The sequence below is a fragment of the Pelomonas sp. SE-A7 genome, assembly GCF_030345705.1.
Taxonomy (GTDB): domain Bacteria; phylum Pseudomonadota; class Gammaproteobacteria; order Burkholderiales; family Burkholderiaceae_C; genus JAUASW01.
Genome location: NZ_JAUASW010000001.1, coordinates 3,061,747 through 3,086,106, shown reverse-complemented (window position 1 = coordinate 3,086,106; position 24,360 = coordinate 3,061,747). Strand labels below are relative to the sequence as shown.

30 protein-coding genes are annotated in these 24,360 nt (G+C 66.0%); 23 read left to right on the top strand and 7 right to left on the bottom strand.

The window, feature by feature from the left end; all coding sequences use genetic code 11:
• Positions 1–48: 48 nt before the first annotated feature.
• The 17 genes from QT382_RS13995 to QT382_RS13915 all read left to right on the top strand — a co-directional run bounded on the left by QT382_RS13995 (position 49) and on the right by QT382_RS13915 (position 10,703).
• Positions 49–630 (top strand): MltR family transcriptional regulator, encoded by a 582-nt coding sequence (locus QT382_RS13995; protein WP_289254644.1) that lies wholly within the window; start codon positions 49–51, stop codon positions 628–630.
• Positions 631–1,690: 1,060 nt separating this feature from the next.
• Positions 1,691–2,119: a hypothetical protein gene (locus tag QT382_RS13990; RefSeq protein WP_289254643.1), complete on the top strand. Its 429-nt coding sequence runs from the start codon at positions 1,691–1,693 to the stop codon at positions 2,117–2,119.
• Positions 2,120–2,210: 91 nt separating this feature from the next.
• On the top strand, positions 2,211–2,483 hold the full coding sequence (locus tag QT382_RS13985) for a hypothetical protein (RefSeq protein WP_289254642.1): 273 nt from the start codon (positions 2,211–2,213) through the stop codon (positions 2,481–2,483).
• A gap of 93 nt (positions 2,484–2,576) precedes the next feature.
• Positions 2,577–2,915 carry a low molecular weight protein tyrosine phosphatase family protein gene (locus QT382_RS13980; RefSeq protein WP_289254641.1) on the top strand — a complete coding sequence of 113 codons (339 nt, stop codon included), beginning with the start codon at positions 2,577–2,579 and terminating at the stop codon, positions 2,913–2,915.
• 118 nt (positions 2,916–3,033) lie between these two features.
• On the top strand, positions 3,034–3,480 hold the full coding sequence (locus QT382_RS13975; RefSeq protein ID WP_289254640.1) for a DMP19 family protein: 447 nt from the start codon (positions 3,034–3,036) through the stop codon (positions 3,478–3,480).
• 59 nt (positions 3,481–3,539) lie between these two features.
• The gene (locus QT382_RS13970) at positions 3,540–4,061 is read left to right on the top strand and encodes a GNAT family N-acetyltransferase (RefSeq protein ID WP_289254639.1); all 522 of its coding nucleotides are present in this window, start codon (positions 3,540–3,542) and stop codon (positions 4,059–4,061) included.
• A 127-nt stretch (positions 4,062–4,188) separates the two neighbouring features.
• Positions 4,189–4,599, top strand: coding sequence for a hypothetical protein (locus tag QT382_RS13965; protein WP_289254638.1), 411 nt, complete (start codon positions 4,189–4,191; stop codon positions 4,597–4,599).
• Positions 4,600–5,149: 550 nt separating this feature from the next.
• Positions 5,150–5,626, top strand: coding sequence for a GNAT family N-acetyltransferase (locus QT382_RS13960; RefSeq protein WP_289254637.1), 477 nt, complete (start codon positions 5,150–5,152; stop codon positions 5,624–5,626).
• Between the two features lie 88 nt (positions 5,627–5,714).
• On the top strand, positions 5,715–6,224 hold the full coding sequence (locus tag QT382_RS13955; RefSeq protein WP_289254636.1) for a GNAT family N-acetyltransferase: 510 nt from the start codon (positions 5,715–5,717) through the stop codon (positions 6,222–6,224).
• Between the two features lie 82 nt (positions 6,225–6,306).
• Positions 6,307–6,708, top strand: coding sequence for a hypothetical protein (locus tag QT382_RS13950; protein WP_289254635.1), 402 nt, complete (start codon positions 6,307–6,309; stop codon positions 6,706–6,708).
• Between the two features lie 103 nt (positions 6,709–6,811).
• Positions 6,812–7,486, top strand: a complete 675-nt coding sequence (locus tag QT382_RS13945; protein ID WP_289254634.1) for an FG-GAP repeat protein — start codon at positions 6,812–6,814, stop codon at positions 7,484–7,486.
• A 163-nt stretch (positions 7,487–7,649) separates the two neighbouring features.
• Positions 7,650–8,036, top strand: a complete 387-nt coding sequence (locus QT382_RS13940; protein ID WP_289254633.1) for a tautomerase family protein — start codon at positions 7,650–7,652, stop codon at positions 8,034–8,036.
• Positions 8,037–8,109: 73 nt separating this feature from the next.
• Positions 8,110–8,451, top strand: coding sequence for a YciI family protein (locus QT382_RS13935; protein WP_289254632.1), 342 nt, complete (start codon positions 8,110–8,112; stop codon positions 8,449–8,451).
• Between the two features lie 63 nt (positions 8,452–8,514).
• The gene (locus QT382_RS13930; RefSeq protein ID WP_289254631.1) at positions 8,515–8,910 is read left to right on the top strand and encodes a GFA family protein; all 396 of its coding nucleotides are present in this window, start codon (positions 8,515–8,517) and stop codon (positions 8,908–8,910) included.
• A 113-nt stretch (positions 8,911–9,023) separates the two neighbouring features.
• Entirely contained in the window at positions 9,024–9,761 is a 738-nt protein-coding gene (locus QT382_RS13925) for a hypothetical protein (RefSeq protein ID WP_289254630.1), read from the top strand.
• A 77-nt stretch (positions 9,762–9,838) separates the two neighbouring features.
• A complete protein-coding gene (locus QT382_RS13920; protein WP_289254629.1) occupies positions 9,839–10,264 on the top strand; it encodes a RidA family protein in 426 nt (141 codons plus the stop codon).
• 100 nt (positions 10,265–10,364) lie between these two features.
• Positions 10,365–10,703, top strand: coding sequence for a hypothetical protein (locus tag QT382_RS13915; protein WP_289254628.1), 339 nt, complete (start codon positions 10,365–10,367; stop codon positions 10,701–10,703).
• A gap of 18 nt (positions 10,704–10,721) precedes the next feature.
• On the opposite strand, the gene QT382_RS13910 is transcribed toward QT382_RS13915, so the two are convergent.
• Genes QT382_RS13910 through QT382_RS13900 form a run of 3 tightly spaced genes read right to left on the bottom strand, consistent with a single transcriptional unit; the run spans position 10,722 to position 12,728 of the window.
• On the bottom strand, positions 10,722–11,816 hold the full coding sequence (locus QT382_RS13910; protein ID WP_289254733.1) for a rhodanese-like domain-containing protein: 1,095 nt from the start codon (positions 11,814–11,816) through the stop codon (positions 10,722–10,724).
• Positions 11,817–11,847: 31 nt separating this feature from the next.
• Positions 11,848–12,267: a DUF6691 family protein gene (locus QT382_RS13905; RefSeq protein ID WP_289254627.1), complete on the bottom strand. Its 420-nt coding sequence runs from the start codon at positions 12,265–12,267 to the stop codon at positions 11,848–11,850.
• Positions 12,268–12,284: 17 nt separating this feature from the next.
• Positions 12,285–12,728, bottom strand: a complete 444-nt coding sequence (locus QT382_RS13900; protein ID WP_289254626.1) for a YeeE/YedE family protein — start codon at positions 12,726–12,728, stop codon at positions 12,285–12,287.
• Positions 12,729–12,791: 63 nt separating this feature from the next.
• Here QT382_RS13900 and QT382_RS13895 point away from each other — a divergent pair, with 63 nt between their 5' ends.
• Positions 12,792–14,456, top strand: coding sequence for a helix-turn-helix domain-containing protein (locus tag QT382_RS13895; RefSeq protein ID WP_289254625.1), 1,665 nt, complete (start codon positions 12,792–12,794; stop codon positions 14,454–14,456).
• Here QT382_RS13895 and QT382_RS13890 read toward each other — a convergent pair.
• Both QT382_RS13890 and QT382_RS13885 read right to left on the bottom strand, forming a co-directional pair.
• Positions 14,453–15,343: an alpha/beta fold hydrolase gene (locus QT382_RS13890; RefSeq protein WP_289254624.1), complete on the bottom strand. Its 891-nt coding sequence runs from the start codon at positions 15,341–15,343 to the stop codon at positions 14,453–14,455. The genes QT382_RS13895 and QT382_RS13890 overlap by 4 nt on opposite strands.
• On the bottom strand, positions 15,340–16,077 hold the full coding sequence (locus QT382_RS13885; RefSeq protein ID WP_289254623.1) for a substrate-binding periplasmic protein: 738 nt from the start codon (positions 16,075–16,077) through the stop codon (positions 15,340–15,342). Before QT382_RS13885 ends, QT382_RS13890 begins: the two co-directional genes overlap by 4 nt.
• Before the next feature lie 84 nt (positions 16,078–16,161).
• Here QT382_RS13885 and QT382_RS13880 point away from each other — a divergent pair, with 84 nt between their 5' ends.
• Complete coding sequence (locus tag QT382_RS13880; RefSeq protein WP_289254622.1) at positions 16,162–16,698, top strand: histidine phosphatase family protein; 537 nt, start codon at positions 16,162–16,164, stop codon at positions 16,696–16,698.
• A 3-nt stretch (positions 16,699–16,701) separates the two neighbouring features.
• Here QT382_RS13880 and QT382_RS13875 read toward each other — a convergent pair whose 3' ends face one another.
• Complete coding sequence (locus QT382_RS13875; protein ID WP_289254621.1) at positions 16,702–18,486, bottom strand: ABC transporter substrate-binding protein; 1,785 nt, start codon at positions 18,484–18,486, stop codon at positions 16,702–16,704.
• Between the two features lie 2 nt (positions 18,487–18,488).
• Positions 18,489–20,315: an ABC transporter substrate-binding protein gene (locus QT382_RS13870; RefSeq protein ID WP_289254620.1), complete on the bottom strand. Its 1,827-nt coding sequence runs from the start codon at positions 20,313–20,315 to the stop codon at positions 18,489–18,491.
• 88 nt (positions 20,316–20,403) lie between these two features.
• Here QT382_RS13870 and QT382_RS13865 point away from each other — a divergent pair, with 88 nt between their 5' ends.
• The 4 genes from QT382_RS13865 to QT382_RS13850 all read left to right on the top strand — a co-directional run bounded on the left by QT382_RS13865 (position 20,404) and on the right by QT382_RS13850 (position 24,351).
• Positions 20,404–21,342: an ABC transporter permease gene (locus QT382_RS13865; protein ID WP_289254619.1), complete on the top strand. Its 939-nt coding sequence runs from the start codon at positions 20,404–20,406 to the stop codon at positions 21,340–21,342.
• Positions 21,339–22,367, top strand: coding sequence for an ABC transporter permease (locus QT382_RS13860; RefSeq protein ID WP_289254618.1), 1,029 nt, complete (start codon positions 21,339–21,341; stop codon positions 22,365–22,367). The genes QT382_RS13865 and QT382_RS13860 overlap by 4 nt, the downstream gene beginning before the upstream one ends.
• Before the next feature lie 5 nt (positions 22,368–22,372).
• On the top strand, positions 22,373–24,058 hold the full coding sequence (locus tag QT382_RS13855) for an ABC transporter ATP-binding protein (protein WP_289254617.1): 1,686 nt from the start codon (positions 22,373–22,375) through the stop codon (positions 24,056–24,058).
• A 98-nt stretch (positions 24,059–24,156) separates the two neighbouring features.
• The gene (locus QT382_RS13850) at positions 24,157–24,351 is read left to right on the top strand and encodes a hypothetical protein (RefSeq protein ID WP_289254616.1); all 195 of its coding nucleotides are present in this window, start codon (positions 24,157–24,159) and stop codon (positions 24,349–24,351) included.
• Positions 24,352–24,360 lie beyond the last annotated feature (9 nt).

The window sequence follows — 24,360 nt, the reverse complement described above, 5'->3', positions numbered from 1 at the left end:
CAAGCCGCCGCTCGCGGCTCAGCTTCAACGTTAGGCCACAGAAATAGCATGCTCCTATCCACCGCAGAAGACCTGGCGAAGTTCGTCGATGAGCTAAGGCGCGAGACCGACCGCGGACTCCCTTTGGTTGCTGCCGCACTGATCGATGATCGTCTTACCGAGACACTGCGGTCGTTCTTTTGCGAAGTGCCAAGTGCCGCGAAGCTTCTTGATGACGGCAGTGCGCCACTGAGCAGCTTCTCGTCAAGAGTCGAAGCTTGTTTCGCACTGGGTCTCATCGACGAGTTTGAATACACAGAGATTGGGATCATTCGCAAGGTGCGGAACGAATTCGCTCACCAGAAGCATGGCATGTCCTTTTCAAGCCCCCGAATTCAAGGCTTGTGCTCTACGCTCAAGTCCGACGTACCAGTAGGCTCGGGCTACCCAGTTCAAGACCCGAGATTCCGTTTCACCAACGCGGTTGTATGTCTCGCACTACGCCTCTACCACCGCCCTGAATGGGTAGCGCTGGAGCGAAGGAGGCCAAAGACCTGGGTTGAGGAAGGTGCCACAAAGTGGCGGTCGGTCGAAGACGAACTGCCTCCGCCTGGTATGCCGGTCATGGTCATGGCAAAGCCCGGGAGCTGAAGCATGTCAGTGCACTGCAAGCTGTGGCCTAACCAGTCGCTCGAGCCGACTCGCGTCGGCGTGCCGCCGCCGCTCGCGGCTCAGCTTCAACGTTAGGTCTCGGGAAATGCAGCTGATCGTTTGCCCACGAAGTCAAAGTGCTGCATTGCCATGCGGCGAGAACGACGAGTGTGCGAGCGCGGGAGCAGCCGAGGCTTGGAGGCTTCGAAGTCAGTCCTTCGCTAGTCGCAGGCGCGTTGTTGTGGCGAGGCAGAACAGTCAGTTCGTTGCAGGCGCTTCGCGCCGCAGTGCTGCGCCTGGCAGTCGGTTTGTCGAGTGGTCTGCGAGAGGCTGCTCGGTGGCCTGGCGCAAAGCCAGCCTGCGCAGAGTTGCAGGGCGCTGCTTGTGCGCGAGGAAGGCCGGATGGTCGACCGCGATCTTCGAGTCGTGGGCTGGGTGGTTCAGAATCGGGCGCCGCAGTTCAGTCGGTCTGGGTTTCGAGGTACGTCCTGCGTGGCAGCGGAATCGAGACCTAACCAATCGTTCCACCGGACGGCCTACGGCCGCCGGTGAACTCAGACGTTAGGTCTCCGGAAATGCAGCTGATCGCTTGCCCACGAAGTCAAAGTGCTGCATTGCCATGCGGCGAGAACGACGAGTGTGCGAGCGCGGGAGCAGCCGAGGCTTGGAGGCTTCGAAGTCAGTCCTTCGCTAGTCGCAGGCGCGTTGTTGTGGCGAGGCAGAACAGTCAGTTCGTTGCAGGCGCTTCGCGCCGCAGTGCTGCGCCTGGCAGTCGGTTTGTCGAGTGGTCTGCGAGAGGCTGCTCGGTGGCCTGGCGCAAAGCCAGCCTGCGCAGAGTTGCAGGGCGCTGCTTGTGCGCGAGGAAGGCCGGATGGTCGACCGCGATCTTCGAGTCGTGGGCTGGGTGGTTCAGAATCGGGCGCCGCAGTTCAGTCGGTCTGGGTTTCGAGGTACGTCCTGCGTGGCAGCGGAATCGAGACCTAACCAATCGTTCCACCGGACGGCCTACGGCCGCCGGTGAACTCAGACGTTAGACGCCAGCACCGCCATGCGCAGAGGAATGCTTTTCGCCGCACTTGCTCTTGGCATTTCGATGCCATCCCATGCTCAGGATCTCTCCGGGCGGTGGAGACTTGAAATCCTGAATGCCAAGCGAGAAGTCGTGACGACGTTCACCGTTCGGTTTACTCGCGACCAGGCCCAGTCGTGCCTGGCCCTCGTCAATCCGAAGACGCGAGAAGACCTGAAGTGGCGAAAATTGAAGATTGAAGCGATGTCCACTACGGAGAGCACGTTCTATCCGGTCACCGATCCACTCGCCTACGGAATTGAAGAGGGGACATTGACCATCGGCAACGTTGAATTCTGCGACGGGTACGCACTCCTTGAAGGTGGCCTGGCAGTTCAGCCAGTACACGGCCGCTATTTCACTCTTGGTGTTGCGGGTAGCGTCGATCGTGGCTCCTTCAAACTGTCTAAGGTCGAGTAGCGGAGATGGCGTCTAACCAGTCGCTCGAGCCGACTCGCGTCGGCAAGCCGCCGCTCGCGGCTCAGCTTCAACGTTAGGCATGTGAAGAGTCATGATCTGCACTTCATACGTTTCGGTGACTGCGGCCGGCAATGAGACGATCGTCTCGATCGCTGATGCAGAGCTGTTCGACTACTTTGACGACTTCTTTACCGAGCGCGGCCTTGAATGCCTATACGTTCGCCTCGCTGAAGCAAGCGACGTTTCGATGAACTCGTTTCATTTCAGCTCTACGTATTCGCTAGCCATGCTTGAGAGCGCAATCTTGGAAGTGCCAACGTCCGAAATCGAGCGCATCATTTCGCTCAATGCGAAGTTGGGCTGATGTATGCAACCGCACATGCCTAACCAGTCGCTCGAGCCGACTCGCGTCGGCAAGCCGCCGCTCGCGGCTCAGCTTCAACGTTAGGCCGCACACATGGTCCGTGCATTGTTTGTTTGCTCGCAGAATCGTCTTCGCAGTCCGACGGCGGAGCAGGTTTTCTCGCAATACGAAGGCATCGAGTGCGAGTCAGCTGGGGTGCACGAGTCGGCGAATGTTCCGCTTGATCCCGAACTCATTGCTTGGGCCGACATCATCTTTGTGATGGAGAAGGCTCATCGGAACAAGATCGCAAAGAAGTTCAAGCGCTATCTTGATGGCAAGCGGGTTGTGGTTCTCGGCATTCCGGATGAATACGAATACATGGATCCCTTCCTGATTCGCTTGCTGGAGGCAAAGGTGCCGCCGCTGCTTCATGGGCACGCCGCTAGATGAAGCACAAAGCGCGGGCCGGGTTGGCAGAGAATCTGTGCAAAGAGCGGCCTAACCAGTCGCTCGAGCCGACTCGCGTCGGCAAGCCGCCGCTCGCGGCTCAGCTTCAACGTTAGGCACCATGAAACCAGGCGAAGCCTATTGGGCCATCCTCTATCCGATCTGGGATGAGGTTTCCATTTATGACGGGGCGGAGCGCTTCTCGGAGGACTTTGAGAAGTTGGATCGTGTCGCACAAGCCTTGTTCGCTGCCCATTGGTGTCAGTCTGAGGTCTGTAACGGTGGGTTTGGTCAGTTCTTCGGAAACAGCACGGGAGTGCTCGCTTTGGAAGCTGTGGCTGGCTTCGAGGCGCTTGGAATGCAGAACGTGGCTAGCGTCGTCCGCCAGGCCGTTTCGCTGTTTGGGTCAGCGTACCCTTCTGACCGAGCAGCACGGGAGGAACAGCTGGAGATGTTGAGGCATGAATCTCTCAATGAACTCGACGGTGAGTTCTTTAGCTTCATTCAGTCTGAACAAGGGGGCTTCGTAGCTGCGGCTGATACCTTCGCGAAAGCCCATGGTGCCTAACCAGTCGCTCGAGCCGACTCGCGTCGGCAAGCCGCCGCTCGCGGCTCAGCTTCAACGTTATGCGTCATAGCTACCAAATTCGGATCGGTCGAGCAGCGGATGCCAACCGTCTCGCAGTCTTGGCCACTCAGGTCTGGCTGCACACGTACGCCACCGATGGCATCAGTGACCTGACCGCCCAGTACATTCTTTCCGAGCTCACTCCGGCGAAGTACTCGCAGTCGCTCAGCGAGCCATCTACCTACTTCTTCGTGGCCGAGCGCGGCCAAGATCTCATTGGCTTTGCCGCGGTCAAGTTCGGCGCACAGTGCCCGGCGGAAGCGAGTTCGGCCGTCGAGCTGAAAACGCTCTATGTTCAGGAGCATCACATCGGCCACGGTGTTGGGAGGGCGCTCCTTCAGGCGGCCGAGGCCAAGGCACACGAGCAGTCGGAGTCCAAGTTGTGGCTGACGGTCAATGCCAGAAACGATAGGGCTATCGCTTTCTATGATCGTCAGGGCTATTCCAAGGTCGGTACCTCGTACTTCGTCCTCGGCGAGGGGCGCCATGAAAACCATGTGCTTGTCGGCCGTGACGCATAACCCCTCCGTCAAGGGGACGTCCCGCAAGCGGGCCGCCCCTTATGTCAAACGTTAGGCGTCACGAGTACCAACGCCGCGGCAACTTGATTCATTGCCTCAATTTAGGTCAGCCCTCGGAGATGAAGCCATGAGAGACGCACGTTTGCTTCTTGCGCTCACCGCAGCGAATGCCGTTCTCATGCTGGTTTTGCTGGCTCAGAACCTCGGCGTCGCCCACGCCCAGAGCACCTCGAACGTCCTTCGCGGTCGCGCTCTAGAACTCGTAGACGATCAAGGACGCTTGCGCGCCAGCCTGAACGTGCAGCCCGCCGGAGTCACACCCAACGGTGTCGCATTCCCCGAAACAGTTCTGCTTCGCCTCATCACCGAACGCGGTCGTCCCTCGGTGAAGATCGCCGCGTCAGAGCAGGCAGCTGGCCTGAGCTTTGCCGGGCCGACCGGTACGAGGGACACATACGTGATTCTGGAGTCGAAGGAGAACGCAAGTGTCCTCAGGCTTCGGAACGAGAACGGCTCCGAGCACGTTGTTAAACCGTGAGCTCAAACGTTAGGCAGCCAATGCCAGCATCGTTCTACTTCCGAGGCCTTGTGCTGGTGATGCTTGTGGGTGCTGCGACCAGTTGCGCGTCTGACGCCGATTCTCTAAGTGATGCGTCATGCCGGGTCCAGGATCCACCGCCTGAAGCGGGAGAGCTGGCTGCGCACGGGAAGCTGATGAAGGTCCATCCGAGGATTTCTAGTATTCCCGCTAGCTTTAGCGGATGCCAGACGCTATGGGTGCAGTCACCTGCCGGATGGGTGGCCTCGCGCATTCAGGTCCGTAAGGGACGAGTTGTTGGGCTCTTCGACGCAAAGCTTCAATGCAAATACGCGGCCGGAAAGTTGCAAAGCTCCAGTGGCGGAGAATGCCCTGCCGCGGAGCCGGAGCTCTTGCCATCAGAACCGGCCGGGTGCATTTCCCAGCATGCAGGCGGCCCGAAGCCAAGAGAGGTTTGTGTTGATGACTATCCGGCTCCATAACCATTCGCTCGAGCCGACTCGCGTCGGCAGGCCGCCGCTCTCGGCTCAACTTCAACGTTAGGCCTCACATGCCAGAAACTCTGCCTCCCCATGTTGTTCTGTCCGATGAATTGGCCGTGATCAACTGGGCTGAATTGAAGCGCGCAGTGGCCGAAGACAACTTCGACAACGGCCGCACACCGGCCGAGCTGCGAGACTCGTTCGCCGCAACAAACGTTCGGGTCTTTGCCCTGCTGGACGGAAGAGTAATTGGTACCGCGCGCGCTCTTGCGGACGGAGTTTGCAACGCCTTCGTTGTCGATGTCTGGACGAAAAGCGCGTTCCGGCGGCAAGGACTGGCCAAGCGAATGATGACCTTTCTTGAGCAGCGTCTTGAGGGTCATCACGTCGCGCTCTTCACAGAGCATGCTGTCAGCTTCTATGACAAGCTTGGCTACTCCGAAGAGCGTGTGGGTATGAGCAAGGTCGTTGGCACCTGGCTCCGCCGGACGCGCGATTCCAATGAACAGACTGCCCCATCAGACGGTACTGCGAGTGATGCCTAACCCGTCCATCAAGCGGGCCCGCTGCAACCGGCTGCGGCGGCTTCCGCGGGCCGGTTATGGCCAACGTTAGGCAACAATCCGAAGCGCCATGATCATTTCGACTCTACAAACGCCACGGCTCGACCTAGTTCCGCCGGATGTGACTTGTGATTCAGCGTATTTGCGCTTCTACACCGACCCTGACGCATCCGCTGCATATGGCGGCCCCTTGTCGCCTCATGCAGTTTGGTCTCGCCTTACATATGACCTAGGCTCCTGGCACCTTCAAGGTTTCGGAGTCTGGGCGCTTCGTCGCCGCTCGGATGCGGCGATCATCGGCGTTTGCGGATTTTGGCAAGGGCGCGATTGGCCACGAGAGCTTACTTGGTGGCTCCTTCCCGAAGCCCGCGGGCAGGGGTACGCGCTTGAGGCTTCGCGCGCTGCTGTTGAGCACGCATATGGCGAGTTGGGATGGGCGGCGGTAAATACCTACTGTGCCGACACGAACAACGCAGCAATTGCGCTGATATCGCGCCTTGGCGGAATGAAGATAGGACGGCAAGCGTTTCCAGACGGGGAGGACCGCAATGTCTATCAAATTCCACGACCTGCAGCCTAACCAGTCACTCGAGCCGACTCGCGTCGGCGTGCCGTCGCTCGCGGCTAAGCTTCAAGCTTAGACCGCAGAACACAAGCTCGCCATGATTTCGGACGCTCTAATTCGTATTGCCGCCCTCTGTGTCGTTCTCGCAGGGGCCGAGACGCTGCATGGAATTGCAAGAACGACGCTGGTCATTCCGCGTATCGGCAAGGAACGCGCAGTAAGGCTGAGTGCACTTACCGGCACCGTTCTCGCCTTCGCTATCTGCTGGCTGTTGGTGCCAAGCATTGGCCTTCAGTCGCAAGGTGCCCACCTTATGTTGGGCGTTGGTCTTGCGGTGTTCATGGCCGGCTTCGATATCGTTATTGGAAGGTGGCTGATGCGAAAGGCCTGGGCCAAGATTTGGCCCGACTTCAATCCAGGCACGGGGAACTTTCTGCTTTTCGGTCTGCTGGGCTTGTGCATCATCCCGCTACTGGTTTGGTATGGGCACCGCTTGTAGGCCTAAGGTGCGGTCTAACCAGTCGCTCGATCCGACAAGCGCCTGCAAGCCATCGCAAGACGCGCGGCGGCCGCATTTGCACCCGAAATTCGAGATCGCCTGAATGCGCAAATTCATCATCGCTTCCGTGTTGTCACTTGCCGGTTCGGCACATGCCGTGGCCGGCAATGAGCAATGGAGTGTGCTTGTACCGGGGGACTACCACGGCGATGAGGCGCCAAGACGGCCGGGGCTCGGCTGGCTCGCGCTCGTGGTCGTCGATGGCCTATGGCATCTCGTCCCTACCGTGGTTTCTGCGGAGCAGATTTACGACGCGGTGCTGGACGCGCAAGGCCAGACAACGGGCCTTCGAATCGGGTCCAGGCATCCGGAGGCGTTGGCCCTGGTTCGATCGCCGGCGCTTCGTGCCGGGAAGATCGACACACCCAATATGCGCTTCCTTGGCAAGCCAAGGGAAATTTCCCCGTCCTACGCCTTGGGCATCCCATTCAAGGGCGAGCAATATCAGCTTGTTGTCTCGCGAGGCGATATTTTTCTGGTGAACGGGGCGAAGCGCAGCAAGCTTGAGGACCTTGTCGTCAGTGAAGACCAGGCCTCAGATTTCTCGGCATCCGCCAGGCTCCTCTGGGCGGGTGACCTGGATGGAGATGGAAAGCTGGATCTTCTGGTGGCGTACAGCGGCTACAACCGTGGTGGCGCTTGTCTCTTTCTTTCGTCGAGAGCCTCCGGCGGTGCACTCGTGGCCAAGCTGGCCTGTCATGGCGGCATCGGGTGCTGAGCGACGTGTCTGACCGATTTCATCGAGGATCAAATGCAGGGCGCAACGACTGGGCAGGTAAGGCTGTTGCTGCGGGCCGAGGGGGCTGCCGTCTTCATCGGGGCGCTGTTTGCCTACTCACGGTTCGGGCAGCTCCTGCGCGTCGCGTGCAGAATCGACACCCATGCCAATTGCCAAGATCGAAGTCTGTCGCCCCCGCTCATCGACCGAAGTTGCTGCGCTGATCGACGCCGTGTACCAGGCCCAGTTGCTGGCGCTGAAGGTGCCTGAGGACGACAAGCAGATTCGGTTTGTCGAGCACAAGCCTGAGCATTTCCCGGTGCCTCCGAGCAAGACGGAGAACTACACCCTGGTCGAGATCCAGATATTTCCCGGGCGCTCGCTGGATGCCAAGAGAAAGCTGTACGCCGAGATTGCCCGGCGCTTCGACGAGCTGGGCATCGCGTCGTCGGACATCACGGTGATCCTGCATGAGCCCTCGCTCGACAACTGGGGCGTCGGCGGCAAGCCGGCCTCTGAAGTCGACCTCGGCTTCAGGCTCGACGTGTGAGCGCCCGCGTCTTTCGGTCGCCCCGGGCCCCCGATCGTCCAAGCCCTCCACCGACCCGCCAGGGAGACGCAGCATGGCCAAGTACCTGATTTCCTTTCCCAGCGCCGCGATGGTCGTGCCTGCGGAAGAGATGGAAGCGGTGGGTCGCGCTGCGCATGCGGTGATCGATGAGGCGAAAGCCGCGGGCGTTTATCTCTTTGCCGGTGGCATCGACGAAGCGGTGCCTCCCCTGCTGGTCTCGGCCGACGGCGCGTTCGCCGAAGGCGGCTACCCCTGGGCACCGCCGCTGAACGGCGGCTTCACCGTGCTGGAGCTGCCCTCGCGCGAGCAAGCGCTGGTGTGGGCGGCGCGCATTGCCAAGGCTTGCCGCTGCGAGCAGGAGCTGCGCGTCTTCGGGGACGATCCGCGGTCCTGAGCAGGGTGGCTGCTGCGGGCTAAGCTCGGGCTTCGCTGATCTACCCACCAGGAGAAGTCCGCCATGTCGTCCCGCCTAGCCTCCTGCACCTGCGGCCAGCTCAGGGCCCAGGTCCACGGCGATCCCGTGCGTATCTCCATCTGCCATTGCCTGGCCTGCCAGCGCCGCTCGGGCAGCGTGTTCGCAGCCCAGGCCCGTTATCCGCGGGCGCAGGTGTCGCTGACGGGAATCTCGACGAGCTATGTGCGTGTGGGCGACGAAGGCGGCCGGGCCCGCTTCCACTTCTGCCCGACCTGTGGGGACACGGTCTATTACGAGATCGAGGCCATGCCGGAGTTCCTGGCGGTGCCGATAGGCGCGTTTGCCGATCCGGGCTTTCCGACGCCGTCCGTCTCCGTCTACGAATCGCGCATGCACCGCTGGGTCGTGCCGCCTCCCGCGGCGGAACACTTTCCCTGAGTGGCGGGCCCCGGGCGTCGCTGATGTCGAGGACGTCGCCCGGCTTGATCATCCATGCGTCACGCGGGTTGCCCATAATCGGCGGCAGCAGGTCGCCACCGCGGAGCCCAGCCATGACGCCACCCCTGTCGAGCCCTCTCAAATTGGCCAAGCGCCTGGTGCGCCAGGGCCTGTTGCAGCCGGCCCAAGACCGGCTCGCCGCCCACCGGATCGCACAGTATGTGCACGCGGTCCGCAGAGGCTTCAGGCCCGACACCGAGGCCATCCGCCGCTTGCGCCATGCCTGGGGCAACGAGGCCTATTCGGCCGACGAGACCTATGTCGCCGAGGTGATCAGCCGGGCCGAGCTGAGCCAGGGCCCGGTGCTCGAATGCGGCAGCGGCCTGACCACGCTGGTCGTGGCCCTGGTCGCCGAGGCCCGTGGCCAGAACGTCTGGAGCCTGGAGCAGGATGCCGGCTGGGCGCGCTTCGTGCAGGGTCGGCTGCAGGCCTGCGCCATCGGCAACGTGGAGATCGTCCTGGCGCCGCTCAAGGACCACGGTGGCTTCGTCTGGTACGACGCCGAGGCGCTGGGAGAGCGCTTGCCGCGCCAGTTCGGCCTTGCCCTGTGCGACGGACCTGCGGTGCATCCCGAATGGGGGGCTGCCCAGTTGCAGTGGCGCTATGGCCTGCTGCCCACGCTGGCCCGGCTGGGCATAGGCTGCGACGAGGTCCTGCTCGATGATGCCGACGAGCCCCGGGCCGACAACCTGCGGCAGCGCTGGGCCCGGGAGTTCCATCTCGAATGCCAGATGCTGGACTCCAGCGACGGTGCCTGCGCGGTGTTCCGACGGCCGCCGCCTTCGGCCTAAGTCCCTGGCCTTCACCGGGTTGCTGCGCCGCCGGCAGGGCCCGGCTATAAGCACGCAGTTGCAGCCACGGGCCCGCCATGACTTCTGCTCCGCCTCGTCCTCCTTCTTCGCTCTGCTTCGTCAACCCCGACGGCGTCCATCCGCCGCTGGGGCTCTACAGCCATGTGGTCCGCGTGCCGGCCGGCGGCGAGCTGGTCTACCTGTCGGGCCAGCTGGGTGTGCGGCCCGACGGCAGCACGCCGCCCGGCATTGCCGAGCAGGCGGACCAGGTGTTCGCCAACATCGTTACCCTGCTGGCTTCGCAGGGGCTGCGGCCGACCGACATCGTCAAGCTGACCACCTACATGGTGGCCGGCCAGGATGGCGACGCGGTGCGCGCGGCGCGGCTCAAGCACCTGGGCTCGCACCGTCCGGCCTCGACCGCGGTCTTCGTCGCCGCCCTGGTCGATCCGGCCTGGTTCGTCGAGGTCGACGTGGTGGCCTGCCGGCCGTCGCCGGCTTGAATCTCCACAACAAGCAGGACGTGGGCGCTTCTTGTAAACGTTAGCCTCATCGCCCAGGCCCGATCGAGGCCATCCGTGGACGAGGGACAGGAGGAGCACCATGAGCCCAGAACAGGCGCGCCAGCTGATTGCCCAGCTGGCCGATGGCGTGGACCCGGAGACCGGCGAGATGCTGCCGGACCATCATCTGCTCAACCAGCCGCAGGTCTTGCGGGCCATGGTGCTGGCCGCCCAGGCCTTGCATGCCCAGGTGCAAAGCCTGGCGCGCGCCCGGCCGGCGCCGGCCAAGGCCGGCCTGCCCTGGAGCAGCGACGAGGAGCAGCGCCTCGGCAGCGAGTTCGACCAGGGCCTTAGCATGGCCGAGCTGATGCAGGCGCACCAGCGCAGCCGCGGCGCCATCACGGCCCGCCTGCTCAAGCTGGGGCGCGTGCGCGCCTGAGCTGAGTGGACTGAGTTTCTATTCCTGGCCGTCCTCGACCGGCAGCTGCTCGGCGCGCCAGCGCAGCATGCCGCCGGCCAGGTTGGCCACGCGCGCCAGGCCGGCCTTGCGCAGCAGCACCGTGGCCTGGGCCGAGCGGGCACCCGAGCGGCACACCGCTACCACCGGCCGCTCGCGGTCCAGCTCGTCCAGGCGCTGGGTCAGCTGGTTCAGCGGCAGCAGCTTGGCGCCCGGGATATGGCCCAGGGCGTCGCTGAACTCCTGCGGCTCGCGCACGTCGACCAGCTGGATCTGCTGCGGCGCCGTGCCGTCGGCCAGGCGCTCAGCCAGCACGCCGGCCTGGATTTCCCAGATGCCGCTGAAGGCCAGGGTCAGCGGTGCCCAGTCGGACTCGGCATCGGCGCCACGGGCCGTGCCGTCGGCCGGTTGGCCGCAGCGCAGGTTGGCGGGCACGGCCAAGTCCATCAGCTTGGGATGGGGCAGGCCCAGGTGGTTCATGTAGCCGCTGAAGTCGCCCTCGTTGACGTCGCCGCCCAGGCGCGGGTTGTAGCGGCGCTCCTCGGCCACGCTGGTGACCGTCAGGCCGCGGTAGTCGTGGCCCGGGTACAGCAGGCAATGGGCCGGCAGCGACAGCAACTGCTCATGGACCGAGCGGTACAGCATCGCCGGGCTGCCCTGCTGGAAATCGGTGCGGCCGCAGCCGCGTATCAGCAGCGCGTCGCCGGTGAAGGCCATGCTCTGGTCGTCCAGCACATAGCTGAGGCAGCCGCTGGTGTGGCCGGGCGTGGCGCGCACCTCCAGCCAGCGCTTGCCGAACGAGACCCGCTCGCCATGGCGCAGCATCCGGTCGGCGCCGCTGGCACCCGAGGCCTCGGCCAGCAGGATCTGGCTGCCCGCGTGCTGCTTGAGCAGCCAGGCGCCGGTCACGTGGTCGGCGTGCACATGGGTGTCCAGCGTGGCGACCAGGCTCAGTCCCAGCTCGTTCAACAAGGCCAGGTCGCGGCGCTCATGCTCGAACACCGGATCGATCAGCAGGGCCTCGCCGCTGGCACTGTCGCCGAGCAGGTAGGTGTAGGTCGAGGATGCGGTATCGAACAGCTGGCGGAAGATCAGCATGGATGTAGTCTCCAGAACGCGGGGCGGCCTAGGCGCGGTCACCCAGCCACAGGTCGTGCAGCAGCATGCCGGCCAGCAGGGCCGGCACGAAGATCAGGGCCGGGCCGAAGCCCGCACCCAGGGCCACCAGGGCCGGTCCCGGGCAGAAGCCGGCGATGCCCCAGCCTGTGCCGAACAGCAGGCCGCCGATCAGCAGCCGGGCGTCGATCTGCGTGGAAGTGGGCAGCAGCATGGCCTCGCCGCTCCAGGACTTGCGACGACCCTTGGCCAGGGCAAAGGCGACCAGGCCGACGGCGATGGCGCCGGCCATGACCAGGGCCAGGCTGGGATCCCAGGCGCCTGCCAGGTCCAGGAAGCCCAGCACCTTGGCCGGGTTGCTCATGCCACTGGCAAGCAGGCCGAGGCCGAAGACCAGGCCGCTGAAGAAGGCGAAGACCAGACGTTTCATCGCGAGTCCCAGTTCGCTCAAAGCAGGTGCCGCAGCACGTAGACGGTGACGAAGCCGGCACCCATGAAGGCCAGCACATTGGCCAGCGAGCGCGGCGACAGCCGGCTCAGGCCGCAGACCCCGTGGCCGCTGGTGCAGCCATTGCCCAGGCGCACGCCGAAGCCCACCAGCAGGCCTGCAATCACCAGGCCGAGCGGGCCCACGTCGACGCGGGCCACCGGCAGCGGCGCGAACAGCTGCCAGGCCCAGGGCGCGATCAGCAATCCGGCGATGAAGAGCAGGCGCACCGCGTCAGGCTTGATGCGGCCCCCGCTGCGCAGCTGCTGCAAGGCGCCGCCGACGATGCCGGCAATGCCCGCGATGCGGCCGTTGCCCAACAAGTAGAGCGCGGCCGCCAGGCCGATCAGCGCGCCGCCGAGCAGGGCGCTCCAGGGGGTGAATAGGCTCCAGGCGATGTTCATGCGGCACAGGGCTAGGGTTTCGGCGCGGCATCTTAGCCCTGGTGGCTTTCTAGAATCTTGGCCATGCTGCTGTATCCGCCCCAAGCCGACCTGGCTCTGCTGGAAACCGAGGCCGTCGCCGGTGGGGCCGCGGCCCTCACTGCCCTGGCCTGGGCCCTGCGCCAGCGCGACAGCCGAAGGGCCCTGACCCTGGCCGACCAGGCCCGTCAGGCGCTGGGCGACGAGACCGGTGCGGCAGCTCAGCGGGTGCTGATACGCCTGGCCCTGATCCGCTCCGAGATCGCGGCGATGTACAGCCAGTTCGACGAGGCCGAGGACCGCCTGGCCCAGGCACGCCGCCAGCTGGCCGAATGGCCGGATCCCATGGCCAGCGGCGACGCGCTGCTGGCCGAGGCCGCCGTGGCCAAGGCGCGCGGCCAGCGCGAGCGTGAGCTGGAAGCGTACGGCCGGGCGGCCGCCGTCTACGGCGAAGCGCGCCTGCTGGACCGTCAGGCCCAGGCCCAGGCCTGGGAGGCCTACGAGCGCTCCTTTGCCCAGCCCGAGCTGGCCTTGAGCGAAACCCTGGTGGCCGATCCGGCCTGCGATGCGCTGTGGAGCGCGGCCCGCGCCCTGCGGCTGTCGCGTCGCGAGCTGGCCGAATCGGCCTCGCTGTTCCTGCATGCCAGCGAACAGGCCCAGCGCGTGGGCCTGCTGCGGCTGGCCGTGGTCTGCGTGATGAATGCCGGCACGGCGCTGCAAAGCCTGGGCGAGATCGATGATGCCGTGGCCTGCTTCGACCTGGCCGAAGGCGTGGCCCAGCAGACCGGCTGGCCCGCCCTGCTGGGCGCCAGCCAGACCCGCTTGGCGGCCCTGTTCAATGAGCTGGGCCGGCCCGACGAGGCGCATGCCATGGCCGGCGCGGCCCTGCGTTCGCTGGCCGCCACGCCGGGCGGCATCAACCGCGCCAACGCCTGCGGCGAGCTGGCCCGCTCGCTGCTGCTGCTGGGACGCGGTATCGAGGCCGTGGCCCATGTGGCCGAGGCCATCCGCATGTATCGCGAGGCCAGTTCGACCGACAACCTGGCCCTGTGCCTGATCAACCAGGCCCGCGCACTGGCGGCTGCGGCGCAGCCGGAGGCCGCCCTGGCGGCCATCGCCGAATGCGAGCAGCTCAGCGCGATCCATGGTTTCAGCGCGCTGCAGGTCGATGTCTACGAGGCGCTGGCCGAGATCCACCGGCGCCACCCCGACCTGCCCGCGCCGGCCGGCATGACGGCCGCTACCGCGGCCCTGCACTACGCGCGGGCAACGCTGGAAGAAGGTCGCCGCCTGCCGGGCTGGAAGCCGCAGCCGCATCTGTTCCGCCTGCTGGCCGAGGACTGTGCCGCGGCCGGCGACTGGCAGGAGGCCTATGGCCACGCGCGCCGGGCGGTCGAGCTGCTGGAGACCCGGCCCATCGCCACGCCGGTCCGCGGCGCGCCGGTCAGCGATGCCGCCGGCCTGTGGCGGCCGGCTTTCGCCGCGCCGCTGCCGGACGAGGCCGACGGCCATGCCGCGCTGCGCCTGACGCCCAAGGAGCACGAGGTGCTCAAGCTGCTGGCGCTGAACTATGCGAACAAGGAAATCGCCACGGCCATGGCCATAGGCGACGAGACGGTCAAGTGGCACCTGAAGAAGGTCTACGCCAAGCTCGATGCCGGCTCGCGCAAGCATGCGGTGACCCGCGCCCGCGCGCTGGGCTTGCTCTAGCGCCGCTCCGCCACCTCGGCGATGCCGGCCACGAAATGCGGCCACAGCGCGGCCGGCAGGTCGTGGCCCAGGCCGTCTATCAGGTCCAGCGAAGCGCCCGGGATGCGGCGCTGCAGGTCGGGCGCGGCGGCCACCGGCACCAGCGGATCGGCCCGGCCATGGGTGATGTGGGTGGGCGTGCGGATCTGGCCCAGCAGCTTGGCCCTTTCTACATCGGCCACCACGGCCGCCAGCTGGCGGGCCACGCCGCGCGGGTGGTAGCTGCGCCTCACATGGGCCGAAACGCGCTCGCGCAGCTCGACCTCGTCGGGCGCGAAGCCGGGGCTGCCTATCAGGCGGTAGATGCCCAGCATGTGCTCGGTCACGCTGTCCAGGTCCTGCGGATTGGCCGGCCGCTTCATCAACGCGCTGCGCACCCGCATCGTCGGGCCGGGCAGGCGGCGCGAGCCGCTGCTGGTCATCATCAGGCTGAGACTGCGCAGCCGCTCCGGCGCCAGCAGGGCCAGGCGCTGGGCGATCATGCCACCCATGGACACGCCCAGCACATGGACGTCCGTCTTCAGGCCCAGCGCGTCCAGCAGGCCCAGCGCATCCAGTGCCATGTCCTGCACCGAGTACGGGGGATGCGGCGTGGGCAGGTGCATCGCGTACAGCATTGCCGTCAGGCCCAGATTGGGCAGGCCCTGCTCGTCCAGGAAGCTCGAAAGGCCAATGTCGCGATTGTCGAAGCGCAGCGTGCGAAAGCCGCGCTGGTGCAGCTGCCTGACCAGGCCTTCGGGCCAGGCGGTCAGCTGCATGCCCAGGCCCATGATCATCAGCAGCGGGCGGCCGTCACTCGGCCCCTCGTCCAGCAGTTCGAACTGCAAGCCATTGCTGGCCAGTCTCATGGCTTGTCTCCTGAGGGCGGCAGCTTGATCACCGGCAGGTAGGCCGCCGTGATCCGGTCCAGCACGCCCTCGCGGCGGATGCGGGCCAGGCCGGCGTTGAACTGCTCGCACAAGGCCTGGTTCTTGAAGGCGACCCGGTAGGCCACCGGCTTGAACAGCGGTACGTAGTCCACCGCGAAGGGCTGCTCAGTGAAGCGGCTGGCCGCCAGTCGCTTGAGCTGGTATTCGTAGATGTGGCGCTCGGCCACGATCACGTCGGCCTGGCCGCCGAACAGCATGCGCAGCTGCGAGAGCTGGTCGGCCTGCTCCTGGTAGCGCGGATTGGCCTTGACCGCGGCCGCGTACTCCGGCCCCAGGTGGTGCGAGGCCAGCTGGTAGGCCACCACGCGCAGCAGGGCCAGGTCGGCCAGCTTGATGCCCTTGGGGTAGCGGCCCTTGGCCGTGATCGCATAGTCCTGGTAGTGGATGTAGACCTCGGACAGGCAGGCATCGGGCGCATCCTGCGGCGACAGCGTGGCCGCGGCCTCGACCTCGCCGCTGCGCAGCGCCACCATCTTGCGGGCCGAGGGCATGAAGGCCGGGCGTATGGTGTGGCCGGCGGCCTGCAGGGCGGCGCGGATGATGTCGATCTCGAGGCCGGTGCCGTCGCGCGGATCGGCGAAGGGCGCGACCGAAAGGGCGAAGGCAATGCGCAGCTCGGCCGCCTGCACAGGCCGCAGGCCCAAGAAGAGCAAGATCAGCAATGCGCACAAGCACCGCATGGCCACCCCCAGTGAACCGAGCATACTGGCTGCCGCATCCGCTGAGAGGACCGACGCATGAGGATTTACCTGGGCGCCCTGCTGGCGCTGAGCCTGAGCCTGCCGGCCGTTGCCGCGCCTTCGCTGATCGTGCTGGCCCGCCATGCCGAGCGGGCCGAGGACGGCAGCAAGGACCCCGCCATCTCCGCCATCGGCCAGGCGCGAGCCCAGGCCCTGGCCGAGGCACTGAAGCACGCCGGCATCGATCACGTACTGACCACGCACTACCGCCGCACCCAGCAGACCGCTGCGCCACTGCTGTCCGCTCGCGGCCTGCAGCCCGCCGTGCTGACCATCAAGCCGGGCGGCCTGGCCGAGCATCTGCAGGAAGTGGCGGCGGCGGTGAACAAGCTGGACGGCGCCGTGCTGATCGTTGGCCACAGCAATACGCTGGCGCCCTTGGTCAAGGCCTTGGGCGGGCCGGAGCTCAGGACGATTTGCGAGACCTCGTTCAGCCACCTGTTGCTGCTGACGCCGGCGGCCGAGGGGCGGCGCCTGGTGCACGCCCGCTATGGCGCGCCGGACCCGGCGCCCGAGGGGCCGGAGTGCCAGTGAGGGCTAATGCGGCAGCACGTCCAGGAAGTGCCAGAACTCGTAGCGGAACAGCGGCCGCCGGTAGCCGTAGATCCAGGGCTGCTGCAGGTCCGGGATGATGCGGTGCACATGGCTCTTGAGCGGCATGTAGGCCGCCTGCAAGCGCTTGACCTGCAGGAACAGGGCCTCGCGCTCGGGGCCGTCGGGCAGCACCTGCAGCTGCTCGTAGATCCGGTCGAACTCGGGCAGCTGGAAGCGTGACATGTTGCGGGCGCCGATCTGGCGGCTGTACAGCCGCTGGATGCCATAGGCGCCATCGGCCTGGGTCGAGGTATCGGACAGGAACCACATGGCGATCTTGCCGGCCCGCGCGGCCTTGAGGTTCTCGGGCCACTTGGCCACGTTGAAGCGCACCTGCAGGCGCAGGCTGGCGAAGCTGCGCTTCCACAGCTCGTCGTAGGAGCGGCGCAGCGAGTCGGGCTCGGTGGCGAACTCGATCACCAGCGGCCGGCCGTCCGGCAGCTCGCGCCAGCCGTCGCCGTCGCGGTCCAGGTAGCCGTAGGTATCGAGCAGGGCATTGGCGCGGGCCACATCGTGGTCGGCGATCTCGCTCTTGAAATGCGGGTCGTAGCCGCTGGTGTGCGGCATCAGGAGCGACTGGGCCGGAATCGCCTGGCCGCGGCGCTGCAGCCGGATCTCGCGCTCCACGTCCCAGCTCAGCGAGATGGCGCGGCGCAGCGCCACCTTCTCGGGCGCGTAGCCGCCGACGACGGGGTCCTGCAGATTGAAGAAGGTGAACACCGTGTCGGCCGCCAGCGTGCGGGTCAGCTGGATGCCGCGGCGCGCCAGGTTGGGCGCGACCTTGCCATGCGGCAGCGCGATGTGGACGAACTCCGGCGGCACCCGGTCCACCAGGTCCTGCTCGCCGTTGAGGAAGCTGAGCCAGCGCGGCTGCGACTCCTCGATGATGGAAATCTCAACGCGATCCACCATGGGGATGCGGCGGCCGTTCAGCCGGGCGGCGATGGCCAGGCCTTCCTTGTCGTCGGCCGCCGGCTGGCTTTCGTAGAAGCGCTCGCGGTAGGTCGGGTTGCGTTCCAGCACGATCAGCGAGCTGCGCCGCCAGCGTGCCAGGCGGAACGGACCGGTGCCCACCGGGTGCGCCATCAGGTCGGCGCCCTGGGCCTCGACCACCTCGCGGGCCAGCGCGCCCATGCGGTCGCTCTGGGCCAGTGCCTGCACCAGGCGCGGCCGCGGCTGGGCCAGGCGGATCTCGAGCGTGTAGCGGTCGACCGCGCGCAGGCCCTCGATGGGCCGGTCGTAGTTGAAGGGCTGCTTCAGCTGCTGGGACTCGGTGCGCAGCTCGCGCAGGCCGACGATGCCCAGCTCCTCCACCGCCGCCCAGTTGGGACTCTTGACCGCCGGATCGGCCATGCGCTTCCAGCTGTAGACATAGTCGGTCGCCACCAGCTCGCGCGGCTTGCCGCCGAAGGCCGGGTCGTCGGCGAACAAGATGCCGGGCTTGAGCTTCAGGCGAAAGGTGCGGAAGTCGGCCGAGACCTCGGGCAGGGCCTCGGCGGTCAGCGGCACGATGCGCGGCGGCACGGCCAGCGGGTCGTAGCCGTAGGGCGCCTCGAAGATATGGGCCGTGATGGTCTGCGAATACAGGTCGGTCAGCTGGGCCGGGTCGAAGCCGGTCTCGGCCACCTGGAAGGCATAGCGCAGCAGCTTGGGTGCATCGGCAGCCGTTGCAGCTTCTGCCGCCAGAGAGGCCGCCAGCGCTGCCTGCAGCAGGGTGCGACGCTGCATGCTCAGGAGTCCTTGCCGGGCAGGCGGTTCAGATCTATGTCCACGTACTGCCAGAAGTTGCGCACGAACAGGTTGCGGTTGTAGCCCAGCACCCAGGGCTGGGCCATGTCGGTGAAGATGCGGTGCACATGGACCTTGTAGGGCATGTAGGCCACCAGCAGGCGCTGGGCCTCGCGCATCGCGGCCTGGCGCTCGGGGCCGTCGGGCAGCTCGGCGATGTGTTCGAACAGCTTGTCGTAGGCCGGCAGCTTGAAGCGCGCATGGTTGGACTGGCCGGCGTTCCTGCTGTAGCCCATGCCCAGGAAGTCCTCGCCGTCGGGGATGGAGGCGCTCCAGCCCAGGCCCCACATCATCAGCTTGCCGGCGCGCGAGGCCTTCTGGTTCTCGGGCCACTGGGCGATGGTGAACTTGATGCGCAGGCCCAGCGCGTCCATGTTCTTCTGCCACAGCTCTACCAGGGCGCGGCTCTGGCCGTCGGGCTGGGTGGCGTACTCCAGCACGAGCGGGCTGCCGTCGGGCTGCTCGCGCCAGCCGTCGCCGTCCTTGTCCACATAGCCGTGCATGTCGAGCAGGGCCTTGGCCCGGGCGCGGTTGAACTCGCTCATCTCGGTCTTGAGCGAAGCGTCGTAGCCGAAGGTGTTGGGGCCGACCATGCCCTGGCCCGGGATGGCCTGGCCCTTGCGCGCCAGCTTGATCTCCTGGTCCAGGTCCACGCCCAGCGAGATCGCGCGGCGCAGCGCCACCTTGTCGGCCGTGTAGCCGCCGACCACCGGGTGCTCCATGCCGAAGTAGGAGACGTAGATGTCGGCCCGCGCATAGCGGATCATCTGGATGCCGCGCCTGGCCAGGTTGGGCGCGAGCTGGTTGTGCGGCATCGCCGTGCTGGCGAACTCGTAGGGCACCTCGTCGATCATGTCGACCTCGCCGCCCAGGAAGCTCAGCCAGCGCGGCTGGTTCTCGTTGATCACCGAGATCTCGACCCGGTCCACCAGCGGCATTCGCCGGCCCTTGAGCCTGGCGGCCTGCTCCACCAGGCGAGCGTCGGCGGCCGGTGGCTGCTCGTCGTAGAGCACCTCGCGGTAGTTGGGGTTCTTCTCGAACACCATGCGCGAGCTGCGCCGCCATTCCTTCAGCACCCAGGGGCCGGTGCCGACCGGATGCTCCATGATCTTGTCGCCGTAATGCTCGACCACCTCGCGCGCCATGCCGGCCATCAGCGGGTCGGCGAACTGGTAGATCAGGCGCGGATTGCCGACCTTGGTGCGGATGCGGAAGCTGTAGCGGTCCAGCAGCTGCAGGCCCTCGACCGGCTTGTCGTAGTCGAAGGGCTTCTTGTTCTTGAGCGCTTCCTGGCGCAGCTCCGACAGGCCCAGGATGCCGGCCGGTTCCAGCGCAAACAGCGTGGGGCTCTTCCAGCGCGGGTCGAAGTGGCGGCGGATGGTGTACAGGTAGTCGGCCGCGGTCAGCTCGCGCTTCTTGCCTTGGAACACTGGGTCGTCCGAGAAGTAGATGCCGGGCTTGATGCGGAAGCTCAGGGTCTTGAAGTCGCCGGACACCTCGGGCATGGCGGCGGCAGTGCCGGGCTTTAGCCGGTAGGGCCGGGCCAGGTAGTCGTACTGCAGCGGTGTCTCGAACATGCCCGAGGTCACGATGCGCGAATACAGGTCGTTGATCTGCACCGGATCGAAGCCCGACTCGGCCACGCGGATCGCGTAGCGCAGCACCTTGCGAGGCTCGTCGGCCTGCGCGGTCTGCACGAGGCCGGCCAGCAGGGCAATCAATGCGATCGCGGCGCAAGGCAGGCGCCAGCGGGGCTTCACAAACAGCACGGCATTCACTCGGGCAGAGCAGCGAAGCCCGCAGTCTAGGGCCTGCACTAGACTGCAGGCCCTGTTGTGCGATGGAGGTCCGGCAGCGATGGCGGCATACCTGATACGGCGCCTGTGGCAGATGATCCCCACCCTGCTGGGCGTGGTGCTGCTGGTGTTCTTCCTGTTCAAGTGCTTCGGCAACGATCCGGCCGAGGTGCTGGGCGGCCAGAACGCGAGCGCCGAACAGATCGAGGCCATCCGCGAGCAGCTGGGCCTGAATAAGCCGGTCTGGGAGCAACTGCGCATCTACCTGGCCAGCATCGTCACCTTCGACTGGGGCAAGAGCTGGGCCACCGGCGAATCGGTCGCCAATCTGTTCAAGACCCGGCTGCCGGCCACGCTGACCGTGACCCTGCCCATCCTGGTCCTGGAGGTGCTGCTGGCGATTCCGTTCGCCATGGCCGTGGCCTACCGCCGCGGCAGCCTCACGGACCGCGCCGTGATGACGGTGGCCACGGTGGCGCTGTCGGTCTCGCTGCTGGTCTACGTGATCCTGGCCCAGTACTTCTTCGCCTTCCGGCTCGGCTGGTTCCCGGTCCAGGGCTGGAGCGACTCCACCTGGACCAATTTGACGACTTACGCACCGCTGCCCATCCTGATCGTGGTGGCGGTGGCGCTGGCGCCGCAGATCCGGCTCTACCGCAGCTTCTTCCTCGACGAGATAGGCCACGACTACGTGCGCACCGCGCGGGCCAAGGGCCTCTCCGAGCGCACCGTGCTGCTCAAGCATGTGCTGCGCAATGCGCTGATCCCCATCCTCACCAACATCACGGTGCTGGTGCCCGGCGTGCTGGTGGGCAGCTTCCTGATCGAGGTGTTCTTCTCCATCCCGGGCCTGGGCCGCGAGATCCTGCTGGCGGTCAACCGCAGCGACTACCCGGTGATCCAGGCCTTCGCCATCTATCTGTCGATGCTGACGATGAGCGTGAATCTCTTGACGGACCTGCTCTACCGAGCCGTCGACCCCAGGGTGGTGCTCAAGTGAGCGGCGCCGCGAACGTGCGCGCCCGCGGCGTCTGGCACGCGGCCTGGAAGCGCCTGCGCTCCGACCGCGTGGGCCTGCTGGCCATGGGCGTGGTCGCCTGCTTCCTGGTCCTGGTGCTGGCCGCGGCCCTGGGCTGGGTGGCGGACGACTGGCAGCAGGAAAAGGGTGTGGCCAATGCGCCGCCCACGCTGCTGGGTCCGGCGCCGCCGGAAGCCACCGGCGTGGTCGAGGTGCCCAAGGGTCCTAACGTGAGCCTGGCCGACATCGACCCGCTCGCGCCGCGCTACCAGGAGTGGAACGAGCGCGCCGCCAAGTTCAAGACCACGGACACGGTCAAGGCCGAGACCCTGGCCTTCGGCGGCGACCGCCTGGGCCGCGACGTGCTGGCCAAGGTGATCAAGGGCGCCGAGGTGTCCATCGTCGTGGGTCTGCTGGCCGCCCTCGTCGCCACGCTGATAGGCACGGTGCTGGGCTCGATCTCGGGCTTCTTCGGTGGCCGCATCGGCGACTTCATGGAGTGGATCTACAACGTCTTCACCGCCATGCCCAACATCCTGCTGATCTTCTCGTTCGCGGTGATCTTCGGGCGCGGCATAGGCTCGGTGGTGATGATCCTGGGCCTGACCGGCTGGACCGGCGCCTACCGCCTGGTGCGGGCCGAGTTCATCAAGCACCGTGGCCGCGAATACGTGCGTGCCGCCGAGGCGATTGGCGCGTCCAAGGCCTCGCGGATGTTCAAGCACATCCTGCCCAATGTCTCGCATGTGGCCCTGGTGCAGCTGTCGCTGAACGTGGTCAGCTTCCTCAAGAGCGAGGTCATCCTGTCCTACCTGGGCCTGGGCGTCAGCGTGGACCAGGTGTCCTGGGGCACGATGCTCTCCGAAGCCCAGGGCGAGCTGATCCTGGGCTACTGGTGGCAGCTGGTGGCCGTGGCCGGCTTCATGGCCGTGTTCGTCACCGCCTTCGCGCTGTTCACCGATGCGCTGCGCGATGCGCTGGACCCCAAGTTGCGCGGCCTGGAGTGACGAACATGCTGCTTTCAATTCAAGACCTCAAGGTCGCATTCAGGATGGGCCGCGAGGGCGGCGAGATGAAGCGCCAGCACGCGGTCAAGGGCGTCAGCTTCGACGTGCCCGAGAACGCCACCGTGGCCCTGGTCGGCGAGTCGGGCTCGGGCAAGAGCGTGACCGCCATGTCCATCCTCAACCTGCTGCCCAGCAATGCCGAGCGCAGCGGCAGCGTGTTGTTCCAGGGGCGTGACCTCCTGAAGGCTTCGACCCGCGAACTGCAGGCGCTGCGCGGCCGCGAGATCGCCTGCGTGTTCCAGGATCCGATGAGCTCCCTGAACCCGGTGCTCAACGTGGCCACGCAGATCTGCGAGCCCTTGATGAAGCACATGGGCATGAGCCGCAGGCAGGCCCTGGCGCGGGCCGAGGAGCTCTTGAACGAGGTCGGCATTCCCGAACCCAAGCGGCGGCTCAAGAGCTATCCGCACGAGATGTCGGGCGGCCAGCAGCAGCGCGTGATGATTGCCGTGGCCCTGGCCTGCAGCCCCAAGCTGCTGATCGCCGACGAGCCCACCACGGCCCTGGACGTGACCATCCAGCGCCAGGTGATGGAGCTGCTGGCGCGGCTGAAGCAGACCCACCAGATGAGCCTGCTGTTCATCTCGCATGACCTGGGCGTGGTCGGCGAGGTCTCGGACCAGGTGGTGGTGATGCGCCATGGCGAGGTGCGCGAGAAGGCTCCAGTGGCCGAGATCTTCGCCTCGCCCAAGGACAGCTACACCAAGGCCTTGCTGGCCTGCCGACCCTCGCTGACGGAGAACCCGGCGCGGCTGACGGTGATCGACGACCACATGGCCGGCCGCGGCGCGGTGGCGCCGATGGCCGCCAGGCCCAAGGACCCGGAGGCGCCGGTCATCCTCGAGGCCCGCGGCCTGCGCAAGAGCTTCTTCTTCAAGGAGGGCCTGTTCGGCAGCAAGGAGTTCCACGCGGTCAAGGACGTCAGCTTCAAGCTGCGCAAGGGCCACACGCTGGGCGTGGTGGGCGAGTCGGGTTCTGGCAAGACGACCATGGGCCTGACGCTGTTGCGGCTGCACGAGCCCAGCGGCGGCGAGGTGCTGTTCGAGGGCCGCGACCTGCTCAAGCTCGGCGGCAGCGAATGGCAGAAGATGCGCCGCCGCATCCAGGTCGTGTTCCAGAACCCGTACGCCTCGCTGAACCCGCGCTTCACCATCGCCCAGACCCTGGTCGAGCCGATGGAGATCCACGCCATAGGCGCCAACCATGCCGAACGCCTGGCCCGCGCCAGCGAGCTGCTGATCAAGGTGGGCCTGGACGACACGGCCCTGGCCAAGTACCCGCACGAGTTCTCCGGCGGCCAGCGCCAGCGCATCGCCATCGCCCGCTGCCTGACGCTGCAGCCCGAGGTGCTGGTGCTGGACGAGGCGGTGTCGGCGCTGGACGTGTCGGTGCAGGCCCAGGTGCTGAACCTGCTCAAGGACCTGCAGGACGAGTTCGGGCTGAGCTACATCTTCATCAGCCACGACCTGGCCGTGGTGCGCTTCATCTCGGACGAGGTGCTGGTGATGCAGCAGGGCGACGTGGTTGAGCAGAATCAGGCCCAGGCCCTGCTGGACGCTCCGCAGCAGGAGTACACGCGCAAGCTGCTGGGAGCGGTGCCGCGCGGCTATCAGGGCGCTGCTGCAGTCTGATCCGGCCGATCTGCATTTCGTCGATCTGGGCTGGGTCGCGTGGCTTGCGTTCGCCTACAGTCCGCCCCTTCGTTGTTCAACCGAGGGAGTTCCCCATCATGACTATCAAGCGCATCGCCACCCTGTCCCTGCCCCTGATCGCCGCCGCCCTGTGCAGCGCCTGCGTGTTCGCACCGCCGGTCACCACCGTGTCCGACACCGACCAGCTCGCCAAGATGGGCCAGCAGGCCGTGGCCACCTGCGGCTCGGGCAACGTCAAGGAAGTCAACACCAAGAGCTTCGTCTGCAAGTAAGCCCGCGAA